General features: G+C 61.7%; 13 protein-coding genes. 6 read left to right on the top strand and 7 right to left on the bottom strand.

The features are described 5' to 3' along the window. Positions 1–1,929, bottom strand: a 1,929-nt coding sequence (locus Q3C01_RS33165) for a M10 family metallopeptidase C-terminal domain-containing protein (protein WP_458149478.1), incomplete at its 3' end; no start/stop codon positions are given. A gap of 110 nt (positions 1,930–2,039) precedes the next feature. Between Q3C01_RS33165 and Q3C01_RS33160 the strand changes: the two genes are divergently transcribed. Both Q3C01_RS33160 and Q3C01_RS33155 read left to right on the top strand, forming a co-directional pair. Beyond that, complete coding sequence (locus Q3C01_RS33160; protein ID WP_458149477.1) at positions 2,040–2,408, top strand: hypothetical protein; 369 nt, start codon at positions 2,040–2,042, stop codon at positions 2,406–2,408. Between the two features lie 292 nt (positions 2,409–2,700). Then, entirely contained in the window at positions 2,701–3,147 is a 447-nt protein-coding gene (locus tag Q3C01_RS33155) for a GtrA family protein (RefSeq protein ID WP_458149476.1), read from the top strand. Positions 3,148–3,362: 215 nt separating this feature from the next. Here the strand turns inward: Q3C01_RS33155 and Q3C01_RS33150 are convergent, their stop codons facing one another. Beyond that, positions 3,363–3,896 (bottom strand): D-glycero-alpha-D-manno-heptose-1,7-bisphosphate 7-phosphatase, encoded by a 534-nt coding sequence (locus Q3C01_RS33150; protein WP_458149475.1) that lies wholly within the window; start codon positions 3,894–3,896, stop codon positions 3,363–3,365. Positions 3,897–4,033: 137 nt separating this feature from the next. Here Q3C01_RS33150 and Q3C01_RS33145 point away from each other — a divergent pair, with 137 nt between their 5' ends. From Q3C01_RS33145 to Q3C01_RS33135, 3 genes are read left to right on the top strand one after another with little or no spacing between them, the layout of a single operon-like run. Next, entirely contained in the window at positions 4,034–5,137 is a 1,104-nt protein-coding gene (locus tag Q3C01_RS33145) for a Gfo/Idh/MocA family protein (protein WP_458149474.1), read from the top strand. Then, positions 5,134–5,604, top strand: coding sequence for an acyltransferase (locus Q3C01_RS33140; RefSeq protein WP_458149473.1), 471 nt, complete (start codon positions 5,134–5,136; stop codon positions 5,602–5,604). Before Q3C01_RS33145 ends, Q3C01_RS33140 begins: the two co-directional genes overlap by 4 nt. 8 nt (positions 5,605–5,612) lie before the next feature. Then, positions 5,613–6,716 (top strand): DegT/DnrJ/EryC1/StrS family aminotransferase, encoded by a 1,104-nt coding sequence (locus Q3C01_RS33135; RefSeq protein WP_458149472.1) that lies wholly within the window; start codon positions 5,613–5,615, stop codon positions 6,714–6,716. A 298-nt stretch (positions 6,717–7,014) separates the two neighbouring features. On the opposite strand, the gene Q3C01_RS33130 is transcribed toward Q3C01_RS33135, so the two are convergent. Further along, positions 7,015–8,238 carry a phenylacetate--CoA ligase family protein gene (locus Q3C01_RS33130; RefSeq protein WP_458149471.1) on the bottom strand — a complete coding sequence of 408 codons (1,224 nt, stop codon included), beginning with the start codon at positions 8,236–8,238 and terminating at the stop codon, positions 7,015–7,017. A gap of 84 nt (positions 8,239–8,322) precedes the next feature. On the opposite strand from Q3C01_RS33130, the gene Q3C01_RS33125 reads away from it, so the two are divergent. Further along, the gene (locus Q3C01_RS33125) at positions 8,323–9,474 is read left to right on the top strand and encodes an AGE family epimerase/isomerase (RefSeq protein ID WP_458149470.1); all 1,152 of its coding nucleotides are present in this window, start codon (positions 8,323–8,325) and stop codon (positions 9,472–9,474) included. A 66-nt stretch (positions 9,475–9,540) separates the two neighbouring features. On the opposite strand, the gene Q3C01_RS33120 is transcribed toward Q3C01_RS33125, so the two are convergent. The 4 genes from Q3C01_RS33120 to Q3C01_RS33105 form a co-directional block, all read right to left on the bottom strand. Continuing rightward, complete coding sequence (locus Q3C01_RS33120) at positions 9,541–10,380, bottom strand: ABC transporter ATP-binding protein (RefSeq protein ID WP_458149469.1); 840 nt, start codon at positions 10,378–10,380, stop codon at positions 9,541–9,543. Positions 10,381–10,561: 181 nt separating this feature from the next. Then, positions 10,562–11,845 (bottom strand): ABC transporter substrate-binding protein, encoded by a 1,284-nt coding sequence (locus tag Q3C01_RS33115; RefSeq protein WP_458149468.1) that lies wholly within the window; start codon positions 11,843–11,845, stop codon positions 10,562–10,564. Positions 11,846–11,889: 44 nt separating this feature from the next. Then, the gene (locus Q3C01_RS33110) at positions 11,890–12,963 is read right to left on the bottom strand and encodes a branched-chain amino acid ABC transporter permease (RefSeq protein WP_458149467.1); all 1,074 of its coding nucleotides are present in this window, start codon (positions 12,961–12,963) and stop codon (positions 11,890–11,892) included. A gap of 2 nt (positions 12,964–12,965) precedes the next feature. Further along, positions 12,966–13,859: a branched-chain amino acid ABC transporter permease gene (locus tag Q3C01_RS33105; RefSeq protein ID WP_458149466.1), complete on the bottom strand. Its 894-nt coding sequence runs from the start codon at positions 13,857–13,859 to the stop codon at positions 12,966–12,968. Positions 13,860–13,964 lie beyond the last annotated feature (105 nt).

Here is a 13,964-nt window from a genome sequence, read left to right as displayed (position 1 = left end):
CTCCAGCGATCCGCTGTTTGGCGAGGCGCTCGAGAGGAGATCTGTGACGTAGTTGCCGCTGCTGTCGACGCTCCAGATGTTGTAGAGGCCGGTGGCAGTATTCTTCCAGGCCACGTCGTAGCCGCCGCTGACAGCCTCTGCACCGAGGATGCTCCAATAGCTGCCAAACTGGCCGGCCGTGAGCGCTGGCCCGCCAAACTTCAGCACCGGTCCGCTGTTACTCCCGACCGGCTCAAGATAATAGTTGGCCCCAACTTGCACCAAGCTGGTCGCGCCAAGTGCCTCGATCGTCGTCCCGACAAGGCCGATCGTACCATCGCCGTTCAGGTCCTGATGGAAGATCGTCTCGAATGATTCCAGCGATCCGCTGTTTGGCGAGGCGCTCGAGAGGAGATCTGTGACGTAGTTGCCGCTGCTGTCGACGCTCCAGATGTTGTAGAGGCCGGTGGCAGTATTCTTCCAGGCCACGTCGTAGCCGCCGCTGACAGCCTCTGCACCAAGGATGGTCCAGTTGCTGCCAAACTGGCCAGCAGTGAGCGCCGCCCCCCCAAACTTCAGCTCCGGTCCGCCGATGCTCCCGACCGCCGACTCAAGATAATAGTTGGTCCCAGCCTGTACCAGGCTGGTCGCACCGGTCGCCTCAACGACAACGGGTGTGAGCAGGCTCACCACCAAAGAGCTTGTCATCGTGCCATCGGCGAACTGGAAATTCTCCACGCCCGTGACGGTATCTGTACCATCTGGCGAGCCCGAGCGCTGATCCGTGATCGTGAAGGTCTGCGTGCTCGCATTGTAGGCGAAAAGATAGTTTGCCTCGCTACCGGAATACACCGCCGTGTCGGTGCCGGCACCACCGATGATAGTGTCGTTGCCGCCGCCGCCGGTGATGGTGTCGTTGCCAGAGCCGCCATTCAGCACGTTCGCGATGGCATTGCCGACGATTACATCGTTGCCGGAGCCGCCGGTGGCGTTATCGATGTAGGAACGGGGGTCGTTGTTGTAGAGATAGGAGTTGTAGACGTTGCCGGACGCGTAGTGGCCGTTGCCGAGATAGGCTAGCTGCGTAGAGGAGAACACAGACGACGCGCCGGGATTGAGATTGATGCTCAGGTTCGTCGTGTAGTTGGACAGATCGTAGGTATCGACGCCTCCGCCGTCCCAGATCGTCTCGTAGATGCGGTTGGCGGAGCCGCCGACGCCGCCACCCGGTGCCAGCTGTCCGACACCGTTGATGAACTCCTGCCCGGTGGTCGGGCTCCACGTGTAGACCGTGTTGCCGCTCTGTGTTGTGTAGTTCGCGCCATACAGCGTCTGGAGTGCCAGGATATCGTTGGCCATGTAGGTCTGCGGATAGCCGTAGGCCTCGTTTGTATAGCCGCTCGTCGTCGAAGCGCCGACATAGCTGCGGTAGCTCATGACAGTGTATTCACTGTCGTCATGCGCGGTCGGCACCGCGACGTTGGCGACGCCGCCGGTCTCCTGGCTGTGCTTGAGGCCAAAGGCGTGACCGAGTTCGTGCAGCGCGGTCGTAAAGTAGTAGTTGCCCATCGCCGCCAATGAATAATTGTACGCGGTCCCGAACCAGACGTCGCCGCCCTCGGCATAGTTTCCCGGATAGTAGGCGTAGGAGGTCGGATTGGCAGCGGACGACTGCGCTATCATGATGTCCGCGCCGTTGGTTCCGGCGTACTGAATCGTGGCGTTGGTATAGCTGAGGATCAGTCCGATCGCGTAGTTGATCGCGGTCTGCATCTGGGCGGGGGCCTGACTGAAGCCCGATGCGGTCGGCTCGCCCTTGCCGTAGCCGGACACATAATCGCTCGACGAATCCGGAAAACTATAGGTGATCGTGCCGGACCATTTGACACCGGCCAGCATGCCGTCAATGTCCTGGTTGTTGGTGGCACTTACGGAAACAGCGGTTGCCAAGGAACGACTCCGGAGTATCTGCGTCGGCCGGCTTCGGCCCCACGAGTCAGTTTATCGTTAGATGGATAAGTTTGGTTAATTTTCGGCGCCCTTTCAGGGCCGATAACGACTTGTTAACCGACGACTTGTGCTTGTACGGGACGACGGAATTTGGCCGCAAGCGACAAAAGGGGGTAGCCATGCGCCTTTGCCTTGCCTTGGGCGTCCTGGGCCTTCTCATATTGCCCACCAACCTGGATCTGCGGTTCCTGGAGAAGCAACTTGTCATGAGCGGGAAAACCAAAGCAGATGAGATCGGCAAGGCAGAGCGAGCCCCTTCGATGCCGCCGCCGCGCGACCCGTCCATAGCAGTCGCCGAGGAGTACGAATTGGCTCGTCGCAAGGGCACGGCGGAGGCGCTTGAGTTGTTCATCGCGCGTCACGGTGACGATCCCCTTGCAGAAAGGGCTCGCGCGGATTTGCGGCGGCTTCCCCGCTGATTTCCGTCGCCGTTCCTTGTTCCAATGGTACGGCATTGCGAATGATGGCGCGGGCAAGGTAGCCGACAACTCTCTGCGCTTGCCGTGCAGCCCGTTGGCATCCCCGATGCGCGTAGCCCTTCAGCGCAGTTGAGTTCCCTTGCACTATCTCTGATTGTGTGCGCTGCAGCGAACTGCGCTCGCTGCAGGGCGTTGCTTAACGGCAACACCGTCTGAATTCTTGCTTCGCCCGAGTGGCCAGCCCTGCGCGCACTTGATATCTCTCTGGCAGAGGCAAAGAGCATTGCAAGCAGTGGAACGTCTTCTGGCTAGCGTAGCTGACGCATGGTATCGGCGCACGGTCCTGGCGAAGCTGTTCAGCTTTGCGTCGATCGGGGTGGTGAACGTTGTCGTCGACGTGGCCACGTTTACGGTCGCGTTTCAGCTTGCCCACCTGCCGCTGATCTCGTCGAATGTGGTTGCTTGGCTGGTCGCAGTTTCGGGCTCTTATGTGATGAACACGAAAATCACTTTCGGGCGAGAGACAGGTGGACTGTACAGTCTTAGTCGATACTTGAGCTTCGCTGCCTCGGGGATATTCGGATTAGTCGTCGCAACGACGACCTTGGTTGTGCTCTCCCGCTATATGAATGTTCCTATCGCCAAGCTGATTTCGATTGTCGCCGCGTTTGGCGTGAATTTTTCTGTCTCTCATTTTGTCGTGTTCCGAATGCCGCGCGAGGACGCTGCGCCCGTCTAGCCGAGGCGGTCCTGCGGTAGGACCGACTGTGATCCTCGTGCCGCAGTCTGAGTTCCTGCAATGGCGTCGGCGTCGCCGCGAGGCAATCTCGCCAAGATTATGATAGTCTGGTGATCGGTCGACCTACGCCGGAAATTGCCGGTCACCCACCGAACCAGCTCGACCACCTCAGGGATACGATCCTGCATCAGGTTCAGTGTTCCAAAACGATGACACTAGTCCTGACGATTACGACATGAGGCTGGATTTTCGACGAGAATCGACCTCACAAAGGTAAGGAGGTTTCCTCCGGGAAACAGGTACCCTTTGATGCCGGCTGCACGAGCTGCCTCGACATCGGTCTCCTTGTCGCCGATCAGAATGCTTCCACCGACGTCCACGTTGTGACGAGCAACAAGGTCGTCGATCATGCCGGGGCCTGGCTTACGCCGGATGTTAGTCCGTCGATAGCGTTCCACAACGGCCTCGGGATGGTCGGGGCAATACTCGAAGTCGTCGATGCGTGCACCGATCTTTGCCAATTCGTCGACCATCCAGGCGTGAAGTGCCTGCACATCGTCCTCATCGAACAGGCCGCGGGCCACGCCCGATTGGTTTGTCACCACAAAGGCAAAGTAGCCAGCTTCGTTGATAGTCTTGACTGCCTCTTGAGCGCCTTCAATCCATTTCAGCTTGCGTGGATCGAAGACGTACCCGGTGTCCTCGTTGAGAACCCCATCTCGATCGAGAAATACGGCCGATTTTTTCATGGAGACACCGGTTGAAAAACTACAATAAGCAAGCCTTCTGCCAAATAGCAACCATGCGGGCTTGCCGCGAATATTCCGATCAAGTCCTTGATTTCGTGTCCCATCCCGTTAGTGAATAGGGCCGTTGACGAGTTCGGTTGGTCCAGGACAAGGATCACAGTCTTGCCAAGGAGATTGCCGTGATCAGGTTCGGCCTGCTGGGTTGCGGGCGTATTTCCAAACGTCACTCTGACCTGTTGGGTGGCAACCACATCGAAGGCGCCAGGCTGGTCGCTGTTTGCGATACACAGCGAGCGCGGGCGGACGCGATTGCCGTTAAATTCGGAGTTTCCGCAAGCTATGACATCGATGATTTTCTCTCGCGCAAGGACATCGATGCGGTTGCTGTGCTCACGCCGAGCGGTCTGCACCCGCAGCATGTCGTTGCCTGCGCGCGCGCCGGGATGCATGTCGTGGTCGAAAAACCCATGGCGCTGCGACTGCAGGACGCCGACGACATGATCCGCGCCTGCGACGAGGCAGGCGTGAAGCTCTTCGTCGTCAAGCAGAACCGTTTCAACGTCCCGATCGTCAAGGCGCGCGAGGCACTCGATGCCGGCAGGTTCGGCAAACTCGTGCTTGGCACCGTCCGCGTGCGCTGGTGCCGGGATCAGGCCTATTACGATCAGGATCCCTGGCGCGGTACCTGGGCGTTTGATGGCGGCGTGCTCACCAACCAGGCCAGCCACCACATCGACATGCTGGAATGGTTCTTCGGCGACGTCGTCAGCGTCCATGCCCGCAGTACGGCTGCGCTGGTGAAGATCGAGACCGAAGACACTGCGGTGGCGACACTGAGGTTCCGGAACGGTGCCTTGGGTATCATTGAGGCGACCACCGCCGCGCGCCCCGTCGATCTCGAAGGCTCTTTGTCGATCCTCGGCGAAAAGGGCGCGGTGGAGATTGCCGGTTTCGCGATGAATCAGATCAGGCACTGGCGCTTTGTCGATGAACTGCCTTCGGACAAGGAAGTGATCGAGAAATACTCGGTCAATCCGCCGAATGTTTACGGGTTCGGTCACCAAGCCTACTATCAGCATGTCGTCGACTGTCTGGCGGATCGTGGCGCCGCACTCGTTGATGGGCTGCAGGGCCGCAAGAGCCTGGAGCTAATTTCGGCGCTCTATGAATCCATCGAGACTGGGCAGGAGGTGGCTCTCCGCTTTATGCCGCGTCGCAGCCGGCTTGGCGTCGCCTCGTGAACGGGCCTCTCCTGCATCAGGCCGGCATACGCGACGACGTCGCATTCGGTGCGCGTGTGAAAGTGGTCGAGCCCTGCAACCTCTATGGCTGCAGAATCGGCGATGATTGCTTCATCGGACCGTTCACCGAAATTCAGAAGAGTGCGGTCATCGGCGCGCGCACGCGCGTTCAGTCGCATAGTTTCATCTGCGAGCTCGTTACCATCGGCGAGGATTGCTTCGTCGGGCACGGCGTGATGTTCATCAACGATACGTTTGCGAGTGGCGGGCCTGCCCGCGGCCACAAGGAGCTCTGGCGCGAGACGAGGATCGGAAACCGCGTCTCCATCGGTTCCAACGCCACGATCATGCCGGTTAGAATCGTCGACGACGTCGTGATTGGAGCGGGCTCGGTGGTCACGAAAGACATTACCGTCGCCGGCACTTATGCCGGCAATCCGGTTCGGCGGCTCCCGTCGCGAAAATAGAGGCACGCATGGCGGTACCTTTCGCCGATCTTCAGCTTCAGTATCAAAACATCAAAGGCGAGATCGATGCGGCAATCGCAAACGTGATCCGCGACAATGCGTTCATCCGCGGCCCCTATGTCGAGGCCTTCGAGCAGGAGTTCGCCAAAGCAGCCTCCGTCAAGTATTGCATCTCCTGCGCCAATGGCACGGATGCGCTGTACCTTGCGATGGCCGCCCTGAAAGTGAATCCTGGTGACGAGGTCATCACCACGGCGCATTCCTGGATTTCGACCTCCGCGATGATCACGCATGCCGGCGCGACGGTAAAATTCTGCGACACGGATGGCGTGACCTTCACCATCGACCCGAACGCGATCGAGGCCGCGATCACGCCGCGCACGGTCGGCATCATTCCCGTGCATCTTTATGGTCAGCCCGCGGACATGGACGCGATCATGGCGATCGCGAAGAAGCACGGTCTCTGGGTCGTCGAGGACTGCGCGCAGGCACACCAGGCGCAGTTCAAGGGGCAGCCGGTAGGGACGTTTGGCCAGGTGGCGACCTATTCGTTCTATCCGGGCAAGAACCTCGGCGCCATGGGCGATGCCGGAGCGGTTGTCACCAACGATGCGGGCCTGGCCGAGCACATCGCGATGCTCGCACGGCATGGCGGGCTGGTGAAGCACCAGCACCAGATCGAGGGCGTCAACAGCCGGCTGGACGGTCTACAGGCCGCGATCCTGTCGGCTAAGCTGCCGCATCTTTCGGACTGGACCCGCGCACGTCAGGACGCTGCAAGATTTTACGATGCCGCACTGAACCAGATCGAGGACGTGAAGGTACCGCACGTAGCGCCCTGGCGAACCCACGTCTATCATCTCTACACGATTAGGCATCCTAGGCGCGACGCCCTCGCTACATATCTCAACGCAATGGGAATCCAGACTGCAATCAACTATCCGACGGCGCTGCCTCTGCTGCCAGCTTACCGGCGCTTCGACCATCGGCCTCAAGAGTTCCCAAACGCGTATGCCGACCAGAACAGCATCCTGTCGCTGCCCATGTTCGCCGAGATCACCCCCACGCAGCAGAACGAAGTTGTTGGCACGATCCGAGCGTTCAGCCATTGAGCCTCAAAAACCAGCGCCAATTTCGCTGTAATCAAACCAGGCAAGTCAGCAATACAGGAAGAGCAAAGAGCGGGAGGTACCGAATGGAATACCTTGTGTTCTTCATCGTGGCTGTTGGAATAGGCGTCTGTTGCTATAGGTGTGGATACCGTTCTGGATTTGATCAGGGAGTCAGAGACGCTGGGCAATTGTGGCCTCGAACCTTGTAGAGTACAGCAATCTCGGTCGCAGCTAATGGATCGGTCAGCCAGCTGAGCGCGTTTTGCTCGGTATGGCACTCCGCCTCCGCTTCGAGATCCTACCGATCATCGGCAATCACCTTGCCGTCGTTCGGCAGCGCGCCCGGGCTCACCAGCTCGACATTGCCACCGAGCTTCGTCACCGCGCGTAGTGTGGTGGCGGTCTCCTCGCGTAGCGCCTCGCTTGTCGTCGCGGTCTCAGCCTTCAACGTCATCGCATCCGTCTCGCCCTCGCGGGTGACCACGAGGCGCAGGCGCCCGAGCGCGGGATGGCGCTTGCCGATCTCGGCGATCTGTTCGGGGCGGACGAACATACCCTTGACCTTGGTGGTCTGGTCGGCGCGACCCATCCAGCCCTTGATCCGCATGTTGGTGCGGCCGCAGGAGCTCCTGCCTGGCAGCGTCGCGGTGAGGTCGCCGAGCGCAAGGCGGATCCATGGATGATGCGGGTCGAGCGAGGTCACCACGATCTCGCCGACGTCTCCTGGCGCAACGGGATCGCCAGTGCCTGGCTTGACGATCTCCATGATCAGGTTCTCGTTGAGGACCATACCTTCGCGCGCCTCCGTCTCGAAGGCGATGAGGCCGAGATCAGCGGTGCCGAAGGCCTGGTAGGCGTCGATGCCACGCGCCTTGATCTCGGCCTGGAGCGAGGGCGGAAACGCGGCGCCCGAGACCAGCGCGCGCTTGATCGAAGAGACATCGCGCCCCGCAGTCGCAGCGGCGTCGAGCAGGATCTTCAGAAAGTCCGGCGTGCCGCTGTAGCCGGTCGGCCGGTAAGCCTCGATCAGCTCAAATTGCGCTTCTGCATTGCCAGGGCCGGCCGGAATCACGGCACAGCCGAGCGCCCGCGCCGAAGCGTCGAAAATGAAGCCGCCAGGTGTCAGGTGATAGCTGAACGTGTTGAGTACGGCCTCGCCTGGCCGAAAACCCGCGGCGAATAGCGCTCGCGCACCGCGCCAGGGGTCGGCCTGGGTTCCCTCCGGCTCGAAGATCGGTCCGGGCGAGGTGAAGAGCCGTGCGAATGCTCCGGGCGGGTGCGCCACGAAGCCGCCGAAGGGCAGGGAGGCCTTGTGCAGGGCAGGCAGTTCCGACTTGCGCAGCACCGGCAACCGCGCCAGCGCCTCCCGTGAGGTCACGGAGGCCGGCTCGAAGCCCTTCAGGCGCTCGGCATATGCCGGTGCGGCCATGGCATGGTGCAGGATGCCCGGCAGGCGCGAGAACAGTTCGGCCTCGCGCTCGTCAGGCGCGCGCGTCTCAAGGGCGTCGTAATGGGCGGTCATGGCTGGTCCTCAACTGGTTCGCATCCGTTGCGCCACCTTGCGCGCGTCGCTATCAGGGCGGCAGCCGGAGCTGGAGAAAGTGGAATGGCCAACGAACAGGGGATCACGACGGAGGAGGCCGCCGATGTCGTCGCCAGGTTGAAGCTGCGGATGATCGACGAGGCGCTGCCGTTGTGGTCCAGCGAGGGCTGGGATGCCGCCTCGGGCGGCTTCGTCGACCGTCTGCACAAGGACGGCACGGCGGATCGTACGGCGCCGCGCCGGGTGTTGGTGCAGGCCCGCCAGATCTACTGTTACGCCAAGGCCGCGCAGATGGGCTGGTATCCGGAAGGCCGCGCGATCGCGCTGAGGGGATTGGAGCACATGCTGACGCGCGCCAAGGCGCCGGACGGCCGTCCCGGCTACGTGCATCGCTTGACGCCGGAAGGTGCCGTGTTGGATGGCAAGCGCGATGCCTACGACCACGCCTTCATCCTGCTTGCGTTCGCGACCGTCTACGCGCTGGACAAGGACGCGCAGGTTCGCGCCGAGATCGACGCGCTGCTCGCCTTCATCGACGCGCATCTGCGCTCGCCGCATGGCGGTGTTCACGAGAGCCTGCCGATAACGATGCCGCGCCGGCAAAATCCGCAGATGCATTTGTTCGAGTCGATGATCGCGTGTTTTGACGCGACGCATGACCTGTCGTTCCAGAACCGCGCCGGCGAGTTCTTCGCGTTGTTCCTCGCCAATCTCTATGACAAGCAGAAGCGCGCGCTCGGCGAATATTTCGAGGAGGACTGGTCGAAGATCGAACCAGTCAGCGTCGAGCCCGGTCACCAGGCCGAATGGGTTTGGCTGTTGAAGGGCTTCGAGCGCATCACCGGCTGCCCGACGGGCCGCTATCGCGGCGAATTGCTGGAGACGGCGGTGCGCAGTTACGACGCCGCCACCGGCTGCCTCATCGACGAAGCCGACGTCGACGGCAATATCCGCCGGCATTCGCGGCGGCTGTGGCCGCAGACCGAGATCGCGAAAGCCTGGATCGCGCAGGCCGAATCGGGCGAGGCGGGCGCGGCGGACAAGGCGCGCGCGGCGCTGGTGCGGCTGGAACGGCACTATCTCAGCCATCCTGTGAAAGGCGGCTGGTATGATCAATTCGATCGCGACGGCAACTCGCTGGTCGAGACCATTCCTGCGTCGTCGTTCTATCATGTTCTCTGCGCGGTGACGGAAGCCGAGCAAGTACTCGGGTGAAGCGCTATTGTTTTGACGCGTTTTCTTCACGCGAACCGGTTCCCACTTCGCTTGAAAACGCTATGCTCACAGCCAGCGCTTGCGCCGCTTGAAGCTCTTGAGGTTCTTGAAGCTTTTGCGCTGATCGCCGGCGCCGCCGAGGTAGAACTCCTTGACGTCCTCGTTGTCGCGCAGCTCGTCGGCGGTGCCGTCGAGCACGACCTTGCCCTGCTCCATGATATAGCCGTGGCTTGCGACCGAGAGCGCGGCGCGCGCATTCTGCTCGACCAGAAGGATAGTGACGCCGAGGTCGCGATTGATCTTCTTGATGATCGCAAAGACCTCTTTCACCAGCAGCGGCGACAGACCCATCGACGGTTCGTCCATCAAAATCATCTTTGGGCGTGCCATCAGCGCGCGGCCGATCGCGAGCATCTGCTGTTCGCCGCCGGAGAGATAGCCGGCAAGGCCCGTGCGCTCCTTCAGACGCGGGAAGTAGTTGAAGACCATGTCGAGATCGGCATCGACCTCGCGGTCGCTGCGGGTGAAGGCGCCGAGCTTGAGGTTCTCCAGCGACGTCATGTCGGCGACGATGCGCCGGCCCTCCATCACCTGGAAGATGCCGCGGCGGACGATCTTGTCGGGATCGATGCCGTTGATACGGTCGCCGTCGAACATGATCTCTCCGCGCGTCACCTCACCGTCCTCGGTCTTGAGCAGGCCGGAGATCGCCTTCAGCGTCGTCGACTTGCCGGCGCCATTGGCGCCCAGCAGTGCCACGATCGCACCCTTGGGCACCTCGAGGCTCAAGCCCCGCAGCACCAGGATGACGTCGTCATAGACGACCTCGATGTTGCGCACGCTGAGCAGCGGCGGCGTGGGAACGACGCCAGGCGAGGGGCGCTCGATATGAGCCACGTCACTCATGGTCGGTTACTCTCGTTCTCTTGGTTCGTCATTCCGGGGCGCCTCGAAGAGGCGAACCCGGAATCTCGAGGTTCCGGGTTCAATGCTTCGCATTGCCCCGGAACGACGGGAGAAAGCCGCGGCGTGCTGGATCCCCCGCTTTCGCGGGGGATGACAGTTGCGTGGGGGGCAGTAACGCCGCTCACCAGCCGAACCATTCCGGCTTGCGCGGCAGCTCGACCGTCTTCACCTTCTCGAGCTTGATCGTGCCCTTGGCCATGAGGTCGTTGAGGTCGCCGTCGGTTGCACCCGTCACCTTGGCGCGATAGAGGTCGACCTTCATCGTGCCGCGATGATCCTTCTCGGTGTAGGTCGAGGGATTGCAGACACCCTCCATGCCCGCTGGTACCCAGTCCTTCTTCTGGTAGTAGCCCTTGGCGACGTTCTCGCCGGTCGCGCCGCCGTTCTTGGCGGCCCAGTCCAACGCCTCCTTCATGTACAAGGCCGAGCACACGGCCGCGACGTAGTGCACGGGGCGATAAACCTTGCCGGTCGGATCCGACATCTTCGAAATTTCCATCACCGTCTTCATGCCGGGCGCATCGCCGCCCCAGCTCACCGAGGTGCGCAACGGGAAGATCACGCCGTCAGCGGCATCGCCCGCGGTCTTGGCGGCGTTCTCATCCATGCCCCAGACATTGCCGAGGAACTGGATGTCGACGCCGGCCGATTTGCAGGCCTTCATCACCGAGATGTTGGAGGCGGCGGTGTTGCCGAGATAGGCGTAGTTGGCGCCTGAGGACTTCAGGCTCAGGCATTGTGCGCTGTAGTCGCCCGGCGTCAGCGCGAACACCAGCGGCGGCAGCACCTCGAACCCGAGCTCGTGCGCCAGCGCCTCGCCGGCCGCCTTCGGTGCGTTCGGGTAGGGGTGGTTCGCGCCCATATGGACGAACTTCGGCTTGCCGCTCTTGCCTTTGGTCTTCCAGTCGTCCGCCGCCCACATCAGCATCGCGCGCAGCGCATCTGAGTAGGTCGGGCCGTAGAAAAAATTGTAAGGCGCAGCCTTGGCCTTGCCGCTGGTGCCCTCGGGATCGGTCAGCGCAGCGGCGTAGGAACCGGACATGTCGGGGATCTTGTCCTGCGCGAGGAAGCCGGTCAGCGCCTCGGTGTCCGCGGTGCCCCACCCCATGATCGCCGCGACCTTGGTGTCGGGCGCCGACCACTTCTTGTACAGCGCGATCGCGCGCGGCACCTGGTAGCCGTAATCGTTGGTGTCGAGGTTCAACTGCTTGCCGCCGATGCCGCCGCTCTTGTTGATCCATGCGAACGTGTCGGCGACGGCCTGGCCGTAAGGAGTGCCGACGTCGGACGTGCCGCCGGAATAGTCGGCGAGGTGACCGATCGCGATCTGCGCCTGCGCGCTGGCCGAAAAGGCTGCGATCGCAAGCGCGAGCGATGCGGTGCTCAAAAGGGACATTGTCTTCATCGGTCGGTTCCTCCAGTTATCATTTTTGGTCGAGTTGCCCGCGCTCAGTGCGAGAACGGGTAGAGTTTCCAGTATGCCTTGATCTGCCGCCAGCGATGCGCGAGCCCGTCCGGCTCGAACATCAGGAACGCGATGATGATGAGCCCGATCGCGATCTCGCGCAGGAAGGTGATGTTGGTGTTGAGCGACAGCGCGTGGTCGATCGCCCCGCCCTTCAAGTGCAGGCTGAGCCATTCCATCGACTCCGGCAGCAGCACCACGAAGGCGGTCCCCATCAGCGTGCCCATGATCGAGCCTGTGCCGCCGATGATGATCATGGCGAGGAACAGGATCGAACGCTCGATGCCGAAACCTTCCTGCGAGACGACCTGCTGGTAATGCGCGTAGAGCGCGCCTGCGATGCCGGCGAAGAAGGCGGCGAGCGCAAACGACAGCGTGCGGTATTTTGTCAGGTTGATGCCCATGATCTCCGCGGAGAGATAGTGGTCGCGGATCGCGACCAGCGCTCTGCCGTCGCGCGTGCGCATCAGATTGGTGACGAGGACGTAGCTCGCGAGCACGTAAGCCAGGACGACGTAAAAATATTGTTTGTCGCCGCGCAGCGTATAGCCGAAGATCGAGAACGGTTCGGCGCTGGCCGGCACCGAGCCGCCGGAGAACCATTCGGCGCGCGAGAAGAAGTCGAGCAGGATGTATTGCGCCGCGAGCGTTGCGATGACGAGATAGAGTCCCTTCAGCCGCGCCGCCGGAATGCCGAAGATCAGGCCGACGAGCGCGGTGACGACGCCGGCGAGCGGGATCGCGAAGAACACAGGGATCGGTGCGTTGTTGGAGATATAGGCCGAGGTGAAGGCGCCGAGCAGGAAGAAGGCGGCGTGCCCGATCGAGATCTGTCCGGTGAAGCCGACCAGGATGTTCAGGCCAAGTGCCGCGATCGAGAAGATGCCGATCTGGATCAGGATGCTAAGCCAATATCCGCCGAAGAATTGGGGCGCGAGGCAGAGCAGCAGCACGCCGGCAATCGCAAAGTTGCGGCTGGTCCTGGTCGGGAAGATCGTGGTGTCGGCCGCGTAGGTCGTGCGGAAATCACCAGCAGGGATGAGGGCAGGGCCGGCCATGGTCAAATCCGCTCGATGTCGTGGGTGCCGAACAGGCCGTAGGGCTTGATCATCAGCACGATGATGAGGACGTAGAACGGTGCGATCTCGTAGAGATTGCCCCAGTGCAGATACTGGCTGTCGACATATTGCGCGACGTTCTCGAGAAGGCCGATGATGATGCCGCCGAGAACGGCGCCGCCGACGGAATCGAGCCCGCCGAGGATCGCCGCCGGAAACACCTTGATGCCATAGGCGGCCAGACCCGATGACACGCCGTTCACTACGGCGACGACGACGCCCGCGACAGCCGACACCGTCGCAGAGATCGCCCAGGCCATCGCGAACACGCTTTTCACGGAAATACCGAGCGATTGGGCGACCTGCTGGTTGAACGCCGTGGCGCGCATCGCCAAGCCATACTTCGAGGCGCGGAAGAACCAGGCCATGCCGATCATCATTGCAACCGACACCACGAGGCTCATGATATAGACGGTCTGGATTTGGAGCCCGAACAGGTTAACCGACTGGCTTTCGAAAACCCGCGGGAACGGCTGCGGGTTGACGCCGAACATCCACTTCAGCGCGGCCTGGAAGACCGTCGAGAGGCCGATCGTCACCATGATCACCGAGATGATCGGCTCGCCGATCATGGGCCGCAGGATCAGGACCTGGATCGCGATGCCGAACACGAACATGAAGGCGAGCGTCATCGGCATGCCGATCCAGAACGGCACCTGGTATTTCGCCAGCAGTGCCCAGCACACCCAGGCGCCGACCAGCAGCAGTTCGCCTTGCGCGAAGTTGACGACTTGCGTTGCCTTGTAGATCAGCACAAACGACATCGCGACCACGCCATAGAGCGTGCCGACCACGAGACCGTTGACCAGAAGTTGGATGAGGAAGGCGGTGTTCATGTATGTTGGACCTTTCGCCTCTCCCCGCTTGCGGGGAGAGGCCGACGCGCAAGGCGCGGCGGGTGAGGGGGAGTCTCCGCATGCGCAAGCGTGGAGAGGCGAGGG

It is taken from the genome of Bradyrhizobium sp. UFLA05-109 (genome assembly GCF_054185165.1).
The sequence above is the reverse complement of the archived record's forward strand: the minus strand, read 5'-3'. Positions and strand labels throughout refer to the sequence as shown.